This window comes from Epilithonimonas sp. 33E (genome assembly GCF_059372615.1).
Genome location: NZ_CM182009.1, coordinates 3,496,254 through 3,510,849, shown reverse-complemented (window position 1 = coordinate 3,510,849; position 14,596 = coordinate 3,496,254). Strand labels below are relative to the sequence as shown.

16 protein-coding genes are annotated in these 14,596 nt (G+C 35.5%); 9 read left to right on the top strand and 7 right to left on the bottom strand.

Annotation, left to right across the window (positions count from 1 at the left end):
* The first annotated feature begins 152 nt into the window (after window positions 1-152).
* The 9 genes from porG (at window position 153) to AC5P2S_RS16100 (ending at window position 9,087) form a co-directional block, all read left to right on the top strand.
* Window positions 153-950 carry a type IX secretion system protein PorG gene (gene porG / locus AC5P2S_RS16140; protein WP_283417851.1) on the top strand — a complete coding sequence of 266 codons (798 nt, stop codon included), beginning with the start codon at window positions 153-155 and terminating at the stop codon, window positions 948-950.
* Between the two features lie 5 nt (window positions 951-955).
* Window positions 956-1,699, top strand: coding sequence for an undecaprenyl pyrophosphate synthase (uppS, locus tag AC5P2S_RS16135; protein ID WP_283417852.1), 744 nt, complete (start codon window positions 956-958; stop codon window positions 1,697-1,699).
* A gap of 34 nt (window positions 1,700-1,733) precedes the next feature.
* A complete protein-coding gene (locus tag AC5P2S_RS16130; RefSeq protein WP_283417853.1) occupies window positions 1,734-4,268 on the top strand; it encodes a BamA/OMP85 family outer membrane protein in 2,535 nt (844 codons plus the stop codon).
* A gap of 22 nt (window positions 4,269-4,290) precedes the next feature.
* Window positions 4,291-4,944, top strand: coding sequence for an OmpH/Skp family outer membrane protein (locus AC5P2S_RS16125; protein ID WP_283417854.1), 654 nt, complete (start codon window positions 4,291-4,293; stop codon window positions 4,942-4,944).
* A 28-nt stretch (window positions 4,945-4,972) separates the two neighbouring features.
* A complete protein-coding gene (locus tag AC5P2S_RS16120; RefSeq protein ID WP_283417855.1) occupies window positions 4,973-5,473 on the top strand; it encodes an OmpH/Skp family outer membrane protein in 501 nt (166 codons plus the stop codon).
* Window positions 5,474-5,531: 58 nt separating this feature from the next.
* The gene (locus AC5P2S_RS16115; RefSeq protein WP_494555588.1) at window positions 5,532-6,011 is read left to right on the top strand and encodes an acyl-CoA thioesterase; all 480 of its coding nucleotides are present in this window, start codon (window positions 5,532-5,534) and stop codon (window positions 6,009-6,011) included.
* A gap of 1 nt (window position 6,012) precedes the next feature.
* Entirely contained in the window at window positions 6,013-6,882 is an 870-nt protein-coding gene (rfbD, locus tag AC5P2S_RS16110; protein ID WP_494555587.1) for a dTDP-4-dehydrorhamnose reductase, read from the top strand.
* Entirely contained in the window at window positions 6,875-7,555 is a 681-nt protein-coding gene (locus tag AC5P2S_RS16105) for a hypothetical protein (RefSeq protein WP_494555586.1), read from the top strand. The genes rfbD and AC5P2S_RS16105 overlap by 8 nt, the downstream gene beginning before the upstream one ends.
* A gap of 161 nt (window positions 7,556-7,716) precedes the next feature.
* Window positions 7,717-9,087 (top strand): tetratricopeptide repeat protein, encoded by a 1,371-nt coding sequence (locus AC5P2S_RS16100; protein WP_283417859.1) that lies wholly within the window; start codon window positions 7,717-7,719, stop codon window positions 9,085-9,087.
* A gap of 28 nt (window positions 9,088-9,115) precedes the next feature.
* Here AC5P2S_RS16100 and AC5P2S_RS16095 read toward each other — a convergent pair whose 3' ends face one another.
* The 7 genes from AC5P2S_RS16095 to AC5P2S_RS16065 all read right to left on the bottom strand — a co-directional run bounded on the left by AC5P2S_RS16095 (window position 9,116) and on the right by AC5P2S_RS16065 (window position 14,595).
* Complete coding sequence (locus tag AC5P2S_RS16095; RefSeq protein ID WP_494555585.1) at window positions 9,116-10,003, bottom strand: hypothetical protein; 888 nt, start codon at window positions 10,001-10,003, stop codon at window positions 9,116-9,118.
* 13 nt (window positions 10,004-10,016) lie between these two features.
* A complete protein-coding gene (locus AC5P2S_RS16090; RefSeq protein ID WP_494555584.1) occupies window positions 10,017-11,354 on the bottom strand; it encodes a beta-carotene 15,15'-monooxygenase in 1,338 nt (445 codons plus the stop codon).
* 3 nt (window positions 11,355-11,357) lie between these two features.
* A complete protein-coding gene (locus AC5P2S_RS16085; protein ID WP_494555583.1) occupies window positions 11,358-11,768 on the bottom strand; it encodes a hypothetical protein in 411 nt (136 codons plus the stop codon).
* On the bottom strand, window positions 11,761-12,207 hold the full coding sequence (locus AC5P2S_RS16080) for a DUF6804 family protein (RefSeq protein ID WP_283417863.1): 447 nt from the start codon (window positions 12,205-12,207) through the stop codon (window positions 11,761-11,763). The genes AC5P2S_RS16085 and AC5P2S_RS16080 overlap by 8 nt, the downstream gene beginning before the upstream one ends.
* 227 nt (window positions 12,208-12,434) lie before the next feature.
* The gene (locus AC5P2S_RS16075) at window positions 12,435-12,710 is read right to left on the bottom strand and encodes a hypothetical protein (RefSeq protein ID WP_283417864.1); all 276 of its coding nucleotides are present in this window, start codon (window positions 12,708-12,710) and stop codon (window positions 12,435-12,437) included.
* 69 nt (window positions 12,711-12,779) lie between these two features.
* Entirely contained in the window at window positions 12,780-12,929 is a 150-nt protein-coding gene (locus AC5P2S_RS16070; RefSeq protein WP_494555582.1) for a hypothetical protein, read from the bottom strand.
* Between the two features lie 118 nt (window positions 12,930-13,047).
* Window positions 13,048-14,595 carry an AAA family ATPase gene (locus AC5P2S_RS16065; protein WP_494555581.1) on the bottom strand — a complete coding sequence of 516 codons (1,548 nt, stop codon included), beginning with the start codon at window positions 14,593-14,595 and terminating at the stop codon, window positions 13,048-13,050.
* Window position 14,596 lies beyond the last annotated feature (1 nt).

Here is a 14,596-nt window from a genome sequence, read left to right as displayed (position 1 = left end):
TTTATAGACTATTTTGCCAATAAGTTCGTTTTTATAACAATAAATTATATTTTTTTGTTTTTATTTAACTAAACTTTAAGAAGTTCCCTAATCTAAAAATGTTTTATATTTGCACCAAATTTTTGAATAATACACGTTTCATCGTATTGAAAATGAAGAAAGAGTTAACTTATACCTTTATCGTATTTTTTTGTTTTTTGAGTTTTGTAAAAGCTCAGAGACATGAGATAGGAGTACAGTTAGGTATGAGTAATCTTGTTGGAGATATTGGTAGAACCAATTATATTTTGCAAAAACCTATTGGGAATGTTTCTGATTATGGATTGCCTTTTTATGGAGGTGTGATGTATCGGATGAATTTTAATCCATATCAAACGGTAAGACTTAATGTAGGGTTTAACAATATTCAGTTTGACGATAGATATGCAAACGAGAATTACCGAAGAATGAGAAAATTGTGGGGAACTAATTCTGTACTGTCCGCAGATCTGCTTTTCGAATACAATTTCTTACCGGTGAATGAAGAGCAGGTGAGTATGATTAGCCCCTATATATTTGTCGGAGTTTCTGGCTTATATATGAACTCTGTAAAGGCAGAACTTACAATCTCATCCCTTACCAATGTTCAGGCAAAATATATTCAGGATAAAACTTTTACAATGGGTTTGCCTTTTGGGGTAGGGCTTAAGTACAAGTTCAATTATAACTGGGCATTATCTGGCGAATTCACCTTCCGGCCGACTTTTTCGGATCAGGTGGATTATAGCGAATTAAAGGAAAGTGATGTTAAGGTTGTAAAAACAGTTTATGGGCAAGACATGACCAATACAATTGTTCAGGGATTTCTGCAGCAAAGGAATATCGGCAATCCGAATTCGAAAGATTGGATTAATTCTGCTTCAATTATTTTGTCTTATTCTTTTGGAAGACCACCTTGTTATTGCAAATAATGATTATGCAGGATTTAAAAAAGCTTATTAATAAAGATAAATTACCCAAACATGTTGCCGTCATCATGGACGGAAATGGCAGGTGGGCAAAATCCAGAGGTGAAGAAAGAACCTTTGGACACAAGAATGCTATCACTGCTGTTCGTAATGTTATTAATGCTTGTAACGAGATCCACATCCCTTATCTTACACTTTACACTTTTTCATCAGAAAACTGGAATCGTCCAAAAGAAGAGGTTGATACGCTAATGAATCTTTTATCCGAAACATTATTGTTAGAGGCAGAAGAGATTTTTACAAAGGGATTAAGAATGCATGTCGTTGGAGATATTACACAACTTCCGGAATTAGTTAGAGATCAATTACTCAATGTTATTGAACTTACTAAGAATAATGACAGAGGAAACCTAATCCTTGCACTGAACTATGGCTCGCAGAAAGAAATTCTGAAGGCGATCAAAGAAATCAGTCAGGATGTGAAAGATGGTAAAATAGATGTTGATGATATCGATGAAAAATTATTCGAAGATCATCTTTACACAAAGAATTTCCCACCGGTTGATCTAATGATAAGAACAAGCGGGGAAGTGAGAATCAGTAATTTTTTGCTTTGGCAAATTGCTTATGCAGAACTTCAGTTTCTGGATGTGCTTTGGCCGGACTTTACGAAGGATACGTTTTTCCAATGTATCATAGATTATCAAAATAAGGAGAGAAGATACGGAATGACAAGCGAGCAGCTTTCATAAAAAATATATAGAAAAGAGAACAACTTCAATAAGAATGAAATTAAGATTTATACCCATTATTTTGTTAACAGCTTCAGTGTATTTTCACGCTCAGGTTGTTCCACAGGGTAACAATGCAGAAAACACGGAACTTGTAGGAAACCAAAACCAAGAGTATGTTCTGAAAGATATCGTTGTTGACGGAGTCAAAAGATACACCCCAGCTCAGATTTTGCGTTTCACTGGTCTTGTGAAAGGAGAGAAGTTAGAAATACCAGGGCAAAGAGTCAGCTCAGCTGTCAAAAAGCTTTGGGAAACACAATCATTTTCGAAAGTAGAGGTCTATGTACAAGATGTCGAAGGCCAAAATGTGATCTTACAATTCCAGCTGCAGGATCTTAAAGAACTTGGAGAAATCAAATTTACTGGTAAAGGAATTGGTAAATCCAAAAACGAAAAACTGATCAAGGATAATAATCTGAAACCGGGAACTAAAATTAATAACAACTTAGTTTCCAGCTTACAGAACAAAATTCCTCAGGAATATATTGCAAAAGGCTTTGCTGATGCCAAGATCAATATCCAGGAAAAAGCTAATGCAGGAGATCCTAATTTGGTGGATTGGACAATTGAAGTGGCTAAAGGTAAAAAAGTTAAAATCAATAAAATTACTTTTGATGGTAATACAGAAGTTTCTGACAGAAAACTAAGAAAAAAAGGATTCAAAAATACTAAGCAGAAAAGATTTTTGCTAGGGATTTTGAAGCCGTCAAAATTTGTTCAGGACAAGTATGACGAGGACAAAAGAAACTTGATAAGTTATTATAACTCATTAGGTTTCCGAGATGCAGTAATTGTTTCAGATTCTGTGACCAGAAATGAAAAAGGTTATAATATCAATGTAAAACTTAACGAAGGTAAAAAGTACTATATCGGTGATATCAACTTCGTAGGAAATACGACTTTCACGACTGAGTTCTTACAGAAAATTTTAGGATATAAGACAGGAGATATTTACGATGCTGTTGGATTCAACAAAAAAGTTGGAGAAGATGGAGGTAAAGAAGATGATTCTGACCTTAAATCTGTTTATATGAACAACGGCTTCCTTTTCTCTAATGTAACTCCAATTGAAAAATCGATTAAAGGTGATTCTATTAATTTGGAAATCAGGATTAATGAAGGCGAAAAAGCAACCTGGAACCGCGTAACTTGGTCTGGAAATACAACAACCCATGACCACGTTATTCTTAGAGCGCTTAGAACAAAACCAGGAACTTTATTTGCAAAATCAGATATCAAAAGAACATACTTCGAATTAGCCGGGATGCAGTTTTTTGATCCTCAGCAAATTGGAACTGATGTGAAACCTAATCCGCAGGATAATACGGTTAATATGCACTGGACATTGGTTGAGAAAGGTTCTTCTCAGGTTCAGTTACAAGCGGGTTACGGTGGAGGATCTTTCATTGGAACACTGGGTTTAACCTTTAATAACTTCTCTTTGAGGAATTTCCTGAAGTTCAAGGATTTCAAACCTGTTCCGCAAGGTGACGGACAAACATTATCACTTCAGGCACAAGCAGGACAATATTTTACCAATTATGGAGTTTCTTTTACAGAACCTTGGTTGTTTGGAACAAGACCTACAGCTTTGAGTGTTGGATTAAATTATTCCAGAGTTAATTATTCTTACTCCACAGGAGATCAAACGATGAATATTTTCTCGGCAACGGCAGGTTTGACAAGGCTATTGAAGTGGCCGGATGATTATTTCTCGCTTTATACCGGGGTACAGTTTCAGAGTTATAATTTCAGTAATTATCCTTTCTATTTTGGAGATGCGCTGGAATATAACGGAAGTACAAAATCATTCAGTTTCAATATTGGTTTAAGTAGAAACTCAGCTGGTTTGGATCCTGTGTTCCCAACATATGGTTCTAACATAGAAGCCTCGTTGAAGTTTACACCGCCTTATTCCTGGTTTAGTAACAAAGACTACTCAACAATGAGTACTTTGGACAAATATAAGTGGATGGAATTCTATAAAGTGAAACTAAAAGCTGATTTCTATAATGAAGTGATCGGGAAATTGGTTCTTAGAACAACAGGAGAAATGGGATTCCTGAATGGCTATAGTAAAGAACTGGGACCACCACCATTTGAAAGATATTATGTAGGAGGAGTTGGTTTGTTCAATGGTAGATTTGATGGTAGAGAATTAGTTCCTTTGAGAGGTTATGAAAATGCTTCATCTACAGGATTCAGCTCTTCATCTCCTTATGATATAACACCTTATGGTGGAGCAACAATCTATAACAGGTTTGCTGCGGAATTGAGATATCCTATTTCTATGAATCAGACAGCAAAGATTTTTGCTTTGACATTTGTAGAAGCAGGGAACGCCTGGAACAGCTTTGGAACTTATAATCCGTTCAGATTAAAAAGATCTGCAGGAATCGGTATCAGAGTTTCAATGTCAGCATTTGGTTTGATTGGATTTGACTTCGCATATGGATTTGATAAAACTCTGGGAGGTTCAGAACCATCAGGATGGCAGACACACTTCTTGATGAATCAACCATTATAAAATAAAATATTATTTTTATAGGATGAAAAAAATAGCATTAATTGTAACAATTCTTTTTACTGCAACACAAATCTATGCGCAGAAGATCGGAGTAGTAGATACGAATTATATATTGAGCAAATTACCTCAGTACAAAGAAGCCGAAAATAGGCTTAATACTCAGATTTCTCAATGGCAATCGGACTTACAGAGATTACAGACAGAGTATGAAAGAAAAAAAGAAGCTTTTGAAAATGAAAAGGTTCTTTTGGTTGGAGAACAATTGAAATTGAGAGAAAAAGAAATTGTCGATATGGAAGCCAGTATCCGTAATACAATTGGTGCAAGATTTGGTTCAAACGGAGAAGTTAACCAGCTTCGTTCCAATCTTACAAAACCATATCAGGATCAGATTTGGAACGCTATTAAAACGGTATCTACAAAAAATAATTTGGGCATAGTTTTGGATAAAACAACCAACAATGTTTTGTTCCTGGATAAAAGATACGATTATACGGATGCAGTGCTCAGTCTATTAGTTAAAAATCTGCCAAAAGCTGATGAGACGAAAAACAACGCTTTGCCAGGGGGAAATAATAAGGGACAAAACGGAAGAACTCCGAAAGGAAAAATAAATAGTTTACAAAGGAAAGCGTCATCAAATGAGGCTACTGAACTGAAAGCTAGTGAAAATTAATTTAAATATATAAACATAACTTTTTAAAATGAACAAATTAAATGTATTATTAGTAGCTGTTGTAATGGTTTTTGCTACAGGATTTGCAAACGCACAGAAGATTGCTTCTGTTGATGTGAATTCAATTTTTACATCAATGCCGGAAATGAAAGCGTTGGATCAGCAATTACAAAACTTGCAGACAGCAAAACAAGGTGAGTTGGAAAAGCAAGGAAAATCTTTACAGGATTTAATGAAAAAATATCAGGACGAAGCGCCTAAGCAAACTCAGGCTATCAACGAGCAAAGAAGTCAGGAAGTTCAAAAGCTTCAGGACAATCTTCAGCAGATGTATGCTGCTGCTCAAAAAGATATCGCTGATAAAAGAGATGCAGGATTAGCTCCGATTGAGAAAAAAATCAACGATGCTATTACTAAAGTTTCTAAAGCTGCCGGATATGAGTTTGTATTTGACGCTTCCAGCCCGGCTTTAGTGTATAAAGCAGGAACCGATGCTACACCAGCTGTTAAAAAAGAATTAGGTCTTTAATAGATTACTAAACCATTAAAACCGCTCTTTTTCGGAGCGGTTTTTTTATTTTTGTATTATGGAAAAAGAATTTTCATCTACCGTTAAAATCCGTTTTGCAGATTGCGATCCGATCGGCCATCTTAACAATGTCAAATATCTGGAATATATGCTGAACGCCAGAGAAGATCATGTTGAACAGAATTATGGATTCACTTACGAACAATATACCCGAGAGACCGGTTGTACATGGGTTACCGTTCAGAACGAGATTGCTTATCTCAAGGAAGTAAGGTATAATTCTACGGTTGAAATTACAAGTAAAACCATATATGTGGATGATCTGACAGCAATTGTGGAGTTATTAATGAAAGATGAGAACGGGATCGTTCATGCCGTTTTTTGGCTGACGGTTATTTATTTCAATATGAAAACCAGAAGAGCAGAGAAAATGCCGGAAGCAACATTGCAAAAGTTTGCTCATTTTCTGGTCGAGATAGACCATAAAACATTTAAGGAACGTGTGAACTATTTAAGAATCCAGAATAAAACAAAATAGTATGAAAAGAATACTTGTTATTGGAGGTAACGGTCAATTAGGACATTGTCTGCAAAAGTTAGCGCCAAAATACCATGATCAATATGACTTTAACTTTACAGGGTCATCAGTTCTGGATATTACAAATTACGAGCAGGTAGATACTGTTTTTGCAGAATATCAGCCTGATTTTGTAATAAATGCATCAGCTTACACGGCTGTGGATCTGGCGGAAAAAGAAGTTGAAAATGCTTTTGCTGTCAATGCAGATGGTGTCGGAAATCTGGCTCAGGTTTGTAAAGATAACAATGCAATCTTGATTCACGTTTCTACAGATTATGTTTTTGACGGGGAAACTAATCTTAGCTATTCTGAAGACGATTTTACCAATCCGATTGGCGTTTATGGCGCTTCCAAAAGAAAGGGTGAAGAACTGGCTTTGGAAAATAATCCGGAGACTGTGATTCTGAGAACATCATGGTTATATTCTGAGTTCAACAAGAACTTTGTAAAAACAATGCTTCATTTATTTGAAATTAAAGATGAACTGGGAATCGTAGGTGATCAGTTTGGACAGCCAACCAATGCAAATGATCTTGCGGAAGCGATTATGGAAATCATCGATTCTGAAAAGAAGACTTTCGGAATCTATCATTTTTCCAATTATCCGGAAACCACTTGGTTTGATTTTGCCAGTAAAATAAAAGAATTTTCAGATTCTCACGTTCAATTAAAAGCAATCACGACAGAAGAATTCCCGACGCCGGCAAAACGCCCTAAAAGAAGCACAATGTCATTGGATAAGATTGAAAACGATTATCATATCGAACCAAAACATTGGGAAAACAGTCTTCGCGACTGCATCGAAATATTAAAATTAACGAATGCGTAAATTACTATTTTTAATTGGTGTTTTTTGTTGTCAGTTGTTTTATCTTCAGATGGTTACATTGAATAAGGTTGAGAAGACAAGCGATAACAAAGACAAGTTTTTTTACAGAATATCAGAACCATCGAAATCCGAATTTCTGGGCGAAATTCTTGTGAATGGATTTTCAAATGATGACGTCACAGTATTTGGAGAGGTATATAAAAAAGCAAAGCAAATCGGAGCCAATTCATTTTCATTAAAACCTATTGAAAATGTGGACGGAACATTCCAGAACTTTAATCCGGCTTATTATATTCTAAATCTTTTTTACACGCCTGCTGATTATATTACTGATGAGCAAAATGTCGTTTATTTGGTTTCGTCATCGGACAAAAATCAGAAAATCAATATTAATAACAAGACGATTGAGGTAAAACCAAGAAGTTTCCTAAGATTGGAATTGATCAATAATGAAGTTTTGACAGTTTCTACAAGAAAATTATTAGGTTCAGCGGTAAAATTGTCAGGAAAACAAGATCAGCCGTCTTTGTACTTTTCTTTGACTGATTTCAAAATTCGTAGTAACGACAGTATCTATGGAGGAATCAACTTAAAATCAGGCGACATCACAGGATTGGAGAAGTCGTTTGGTATGTTTTTGACTACAATATATTCTGAACAGAAAAAGGACTAATGTTAATAAGTTATAACAATAGTATGACTTATTTTCAGAATAAAATTGATTAACTTTATACAAGAAGATTTAAGAACCCGGCTAATTGTAATTGATTTACAGACCTCACTTGGACAGAATCTAACTGAGCGGAGCTAAATCTCAAATCTAAATCACACATATTGGAAGAATTTTTTGAAAACGAACTTGCAAAAAAGTTCGAAGAAATGATAGAGAATAATGAGGAATTGTACTTCGATACAGAAGAATATGTAGATATCATTATTTATTATCTGGAATTAGGAGATTACAGTTATGCGGAACTTGCCGTAAATCATGCTTTGAAAATTCATCCTAATTCTTTGGAAATCAAAACCAAACAGCTTGAAGTTTTTTTGGAACTGGAGCGTTATGGTAAAGCTAAAGAACTGATTGACGAATTGCATCAGTCATCTTTGGAGGACACAGACTTTTTAGTTTGTTGCGCTAAATATTATTCTAATCTCGGAAACCCTAAAAAATCCATAGAATATTGTCTGAAAGCCTTGAAGCTGGAAGAAGAAGAAAACTTTCTTCACAATTTCATTGCGGATGAGTACGTCAATCTCGACGATCCTTTCAATGCGCTGAAACATTACACGGCAGCTTTGGAACATGATCCTTATGACGATTATTCTTTGGAGAATGTAATGATTTGTTACAGTAAGCTGAATCGTCCCCAGGAAGCATTAGATTTCCTTAATCAATATCTCGACAGATTCCCGTTTTCAGAAACAGCCTGGTACGAGTACGGACAGTTCTTCTTCAACAAGAAAAATTATGAAGAAGCCATCAAAGGTTTCGATTATCTTCTAGCGATCAACTCGGGTGCAGTAGGCGTGTATGCAAACAAAGCGTCCTGTTATGAAGCCATGAGCGAGTGGGACAAAGCAATTTCGGTTTACAAGGAGATGCTGGAGCTAGAATATACCAAAGCGTTCACCTTTTATAAAATTGGTCTGTGCTACAAAGAAGCAGGTAAATTGGTTCCTGCACTCACATCATTCCAAAAATCATTAAGAGAAGATCCTCAGTTTTATCTGGCAATGATGGAACAGTCCCAGATCTATGAAGAGATGGGAAATACAAAAGAAGCACTTTACTTTGCACATGAAGCGGCAACACTTAACGAAGGTAATCTGGAATACCAGAAACGCCTGGCCTTTCTCTATATAACCTGTGGAGAATATGAGGAAAGCTTAAGTTGCCTGAAAAAGCTGATAGAAGCGGAACCAAGCAGATTCTACAATTGGTATGCTTATTCGGAAGTCCTGATGTTGATTGGTGAGTATGAAGAAGCCATTACTGTTCTGGAAAAAGCTTTACAAACTCACCAGCGTGCCGAGCTGTATTACCAGCTTAGCAACTGTTATTTCAATCTGAAGAACGATTCCGAAGGCATTCAGAAGCTGGAGAAAGCCTTGCAACTGGATCCATCATTAAGCAAAGATATGCAGCAGAAGTATCCGTTCATCAAAGAACAGGTCAAGAAAATAAAGACCAAGAAAAAATAGAAAAAGCTCAGAGTAATCTGAGCTTTTTCTAATTATTGAAAATAATTTTCTGGATAATCGGGTCGAGGTTGGTTGGTAAATCAGCATCTTTAACCTGATATTGATTGACATTCATTTCCTTTAACCAGTTTTCCCAATACATTTTTATGACATCACCTTCAAAAGGGTTTCCTTTTTCAGGATTGATTCCAAGAACTACAATTTCTAGATTATCGAGATTGTCATTAGCTTTTATAAATCCTAAACCTTTGTCATTGATTTTAGTTTTGAAATCGGAAGTGTTTAGTTTTAATGATTTTACAAATTCCGGTGTGAGATAAGAAGTCTTTCCATTTTCTGTGAATTTAGAATCTTTATGAAACATATAACCGTCCGTTAAAATGAACAGAATGTTTCTGTGTTTATCTTTGATACAATAGTCATTGACCTTATTTTTGAAAAATCCCCAAATGTCCGAACCGACATATTGTTTGTCATCAATGGCCGATTGATAGATTTTTTCCGGAAGTGATGAATATTTTTCATCAACCAATTTGATATTTTCCTTAGAAGTATTTTTATCGAACGAAACTTTCAGCTGTTTCGCAAAATCATTGATTTTGAAATCTGATGGCTCAGGATTGAAGAAAATCTGCATCTGGTCATTCATCTGCATCACTTTTTTGCCTTTGATGTGATCTATAAATCCTGTTTTTATCGCTTTGATATATTCCAAATCTCTTTGATAATATTGCATTGAAGGATTGGGATATTTTTCCGGGTCAATCCTGTCGGAAAGATCGATGAGAATGCTGATGTTCAGATTTTTGCTGTTAGAAATAGAGTCACTCTTGTGTGTGTCTCCGACTTTCGGTTCGTGTTTTTTGCATTGAATCAAAGAAAATGATAAAAGCAGCAGAAAATATATATATTTCATAGGTATTGGTTTTTTAAAGGACAGAAACATAAACGGAATTTTGACTGTCAGAGTTTGCGCCGACTTTATTCAGATTATAATTGTATTGGTTTTTACATTCTTCGATCATTTCTTGCTTTACGGAATGCGAAACAGCTAGTTTTTCATTGACGAAGGTAATCCAGCCCTGGACATATTCCGAAGCATACGATTTGTATTCTTTGGTAGGAATAATAACGCCATCGATAATATTCTGAAGCTCTTCGATTCTTCCTCTGGCTTTGATAATCAATTCTTTGATGCTGGCTATACTGTTTTTGATATCTTCCATTTGTTTTTCAAATCCGGTAATCCGGTCCTGATGAACAAGGATGTCTTTTTGTTTTTTAATTTGTTCGTGTTTGATTTTATCTTTTTCCTTGTGTTCTTTCATGATGAAATCGAAAACGAGTCCCCAGATAATATACACCACAAATCCGGCAAAGATAATTCCCCAAAACTGGTTCTTCGTAAAAGCAATAGATAAGTCAAAAGGCGGAGAATCAAAGGTTTTATTAAGTTCATAGATTTTGGATTCGATTGCATAAGCAAGAATGGCATCGAAAACAAAAGTTACCACAAAGAGCAGAAACATTTTCACATAATTGAGCCAGTTTTTGTTTTCCCCGAACATGTGGATGAGATAACCTAAACCCAGAAATACGAAAGGGATCAATGTTACAAAAGCACCTTCCAATGGACCTTCGTCCCAGGCTTTGTTGAATGCCTGTGCATCCAGAACACTTTGCATTATGCTGACATTCGGGTCAAATGTTTTAAAAAATGCCGAAAAGGAAGTCGAAATATAAAATGTGAACAGATACAAACTGATTGGAATCAAAAGTAACAGTCCAATCCAAAACTTTGTAGAAGCACCTTTGCTGGCTTTGATGTGATAAGTTTCCGGATTTCTAGGGATATCATTAATTTCAAATTTCAGCGTTTCGATCTTATTCTGTACGGTTTCAATATTTTGCTGAACTTCTTTGATTTGATCTTCCTTGTTATCAAGAGAAACAGTAAGGCCTTTGATTTCCGTTTCTTTATTTTTCTGCTCGTTGATGTAAGGCTCTTTCAGTTTGTTTTGTTTGTCCGCCAATTCTTTTTCCTCATTTTGAAATTTGGAATAAATTGCGTCCAGACAAATTGATAAAGCAGTATGATTTCCATTATTTCGGGAACTGTCTCTATAACCGGATTCGTGGTAGGTTCTTTTTCTTGTTTCCTCTGTTGATTCTGCATTGTTGTCGGTGTCAACAACTTGAAGAGGAGATTCTTCCTTAACAGCCGAAACAGGTTTTAGCCTGAAAATATTTTTAATATTACTGGTCATAATTTAGTTTTTTAAATCGTTAAAAATGTCAGTTTTACTTTTTCCTTCTTTTACAGAATTGATAAGAAAATCCACAATTTGGAGGGCATTTTCTTCCATGAACCCAAACATTATGACGTACTTTTCCAAAGAAGATTTTTCGTTGGCAGAAACTTCTCCGTCAGCCCATATCATTACGGTAAGGTCATATAGATAATCGATTTTTTCTTCGATGCTTTCGGGGATTGTCAATTTTGAATTCGTTGGATTTAAAAGAATTTCATCGAGATTTTTCTGAGAGATTCCTCGTTCTTCTGCAGATTTGTAAAGTGCTTTCAGTTCCAGTGAACTAAAATTATCATCACAGATTGCCATTTGATAAAGCCTTAAAAAATGTGCTTTAAGATTTTCGGTTGTTGCTATAGTTTCATTCATTATTGATATTATTTTTTGATGAAGTTTTAATAATCCTGTCTCTGCTGAATGTTTTGAGTTGAGGAGGTTTTTCCGGAATGATTTCCTGAGGTAATTCCTTCTTTTTCAGTCTGATGATAACTAACAGCAGAAACAAAATTGCTGTGACAATGTCAATCGGAATCCAGATACTTTTAAAATAAAGATGAACAGGAACAATCGGATTGAATAAAATCAGGATGATCCCGAAAACAATGACCCAAAGCAGTTCTTTCTGTCTTCCGAAATGGTAAACCACAATTCCCGCTGAAATGAAAACAATGATTCTTAGAAATGTGTAATACAGTAATGGTAACGGAAGAATAGCGATGAAACAACAGAGCGCACAGAATGTGAATAATGTTTTATAGATCATTTCCAGTCGCCTGAAATCTTTTTGAGAAGTTGCTGTTTCCATCATTAATTACATCCGGAACAATAACTTTTGTCAACATATTCCTTATTTCCACCAGAGGATAAATAATAACAACCACCTTTTTCCCCTACATACAATGTGTGTCCATTATAAGTACATCTTCCATTTAAATCTCTATCTGAATCTCCATTTCCGGAACAAGAATTAGATGATAAAGAGATTATAAAAAATAAAATTATTTTTCTCATAATTATTTTCTTATTTGTTGAAAATCAATTACATCCAGAGCAATAACTTCTATCAACATATTCTTTGCTATTTCCTGCCCAATAATAGCAGCCACCTCTTTTTCCTTTGATCAAAGGATATCCATTGTAAGTACAGCCGTTGTCTGCATATGATTTTCTTGATTTTCTCTTTTTAGAAGCTTTTTTCTTCTTTTGTTTTTTAGCAAAGAACTCTGAGCGTGAAGGATTTTTTGTTGAAGCACTGAAAGTTGTCGGGATTAATAATCCTAATGTCAGTAAAGTGAAGAGTAGTTTTTTCATAGTAGTTTTAATGTTAGAATTTTCTGATGTTTAAAAATTTCGGTGATGATTTTTTATCACCGAAATAGATTAGTTTTTGCAACCGTTTTTATCGCAAGTTATTGTAGCTGTAGTATCTACCCAATGACTTGGATTAATGTTGGTGTTTGTTCCGCAACCAGTGGTTCCGCCTTTTGTTCCTTTGTGAACAATTTCTGTGGGAGTGTGTTTTACTGCCATAATAGTTTGTTTTTATTTGTTTAACAATCCAAAAGTACCTCTGTTGTATATACTTTTTTTACGGATTTCCGTAAAACGAAAAACCTTTCAATTTTTGAAAGGTTTAATTTTAATTCATTTAAATAATAATCGAACGTCTCGCTGTCATCGGATCATTTGAAGAGCTCCATGATAATCCGGAAGCAGGAAGAGCCCTTTCTTTTCCCCAATTTCTGATAGATTCAATTTTTTCCGGACTTGTTTTACTTAGCGGAACAATATTTCGGAAACAGGTTTCATACAATTCATCATTTATAAATTTATCACCATTGATGACAGCCTGAATTGCAACATCTCTCACTGCACCTTCCAGATCAGAACCCGCAAATCCAGAGGAAAGGGATACTAATTTTTCGAAAGTTTCAACAGAAGGAGGAGGTAAAAGGTTTTTTTTAACGTAAAGATTAATAATATCTTGCCTTTCCTGTTCTTCAGGGAGATCAACAAAAAATAACTCGTCAAATCTCCCCTTACGAAGTAATTCCGGAGGAAGTTTTGTAACGTCATTTGCGGTGGCAACAACGAAGACTTTTTCAGTACTTTCCTGTAGCCAAAACAAAAACTGACCAATCATTCGTGTAGTAACTCCCGAAGAATCATTGGAATTGGCTGCAAGACCTTTTTCAATTTCATCAATCCATAAAATACAAGGCGAGGCATTATCTGCAGATTCGAATGCTTCTTTTAATCTGTTTTCAGACTGGCCAACATACATTCCCTGAATAGCAGCGAAATCTAATCTGTATAAGGGAAGATTCCAGGTTGCAGCGATAAATTTTGCAGATAAAGATTTTCCGCAACCGGGAACACCGACTAACAAAACACCTCTTGGCGGACGAAGTTTTCTTGCTTTTAAATCGGCTGTTAAAAGCTGTCTTTGGCTGTGAAGCCATTGCTGAAGACCACTTAACCCTCCTACAGAAAGCATATTCGGATCGATTTTTACTTTTTCTAATCCGGAAATATCACTAAATAATTTGTCTTTTTCCTGCGTAAGAAGTTTGATGTCTTCCTGGGTTAAAGAGCCTTTTGCCATTTGCGTTGCCAATACATTTTCAGCTTCAATTTTTGTCATATTGGCTAAAATTGTTGCCGCCATTTTAAAATCTTTTTCGTCCCACTCGATCGGAAAAGAATGTTGATAAGGAAGAACACAATCTTTAACTATTTCCAGCATTTCTTCTTCATTTGGAGGATCCAGAGTGAGGGTCATTCCCAGACGCTGAAGCTGAGACCAAACACTTTTTGTGGAAATAATACAGATGCTTCCACCTCTTTCGATAGCCTGAACTACACAGTCGTAAATATGTCTTGAAACAATATTATCATCTTCAATATCGCTGACTTCAGTAAAAATAAAGGTGAGATTTTGTCTTTGCGAGATATTCTGAACGGCAAAATCAATTCCCCCGACAACAGAACGATCATCGTTGACGGTTTTTCTGGTTTTGATATCCATCATCCCGTGAGAAAGACTATGAACATACATCGGAATGTTGATTTCTTCGGCCAATTCCTGAATGATTTCCAAAACTCTGGCTCGTTCAATACTTCTTATCGAGATGAAGGGAATTCTGGCCCGAAACATTCGCAGCAGAGAATTCTTAAATTCAATTTTATTTGACATG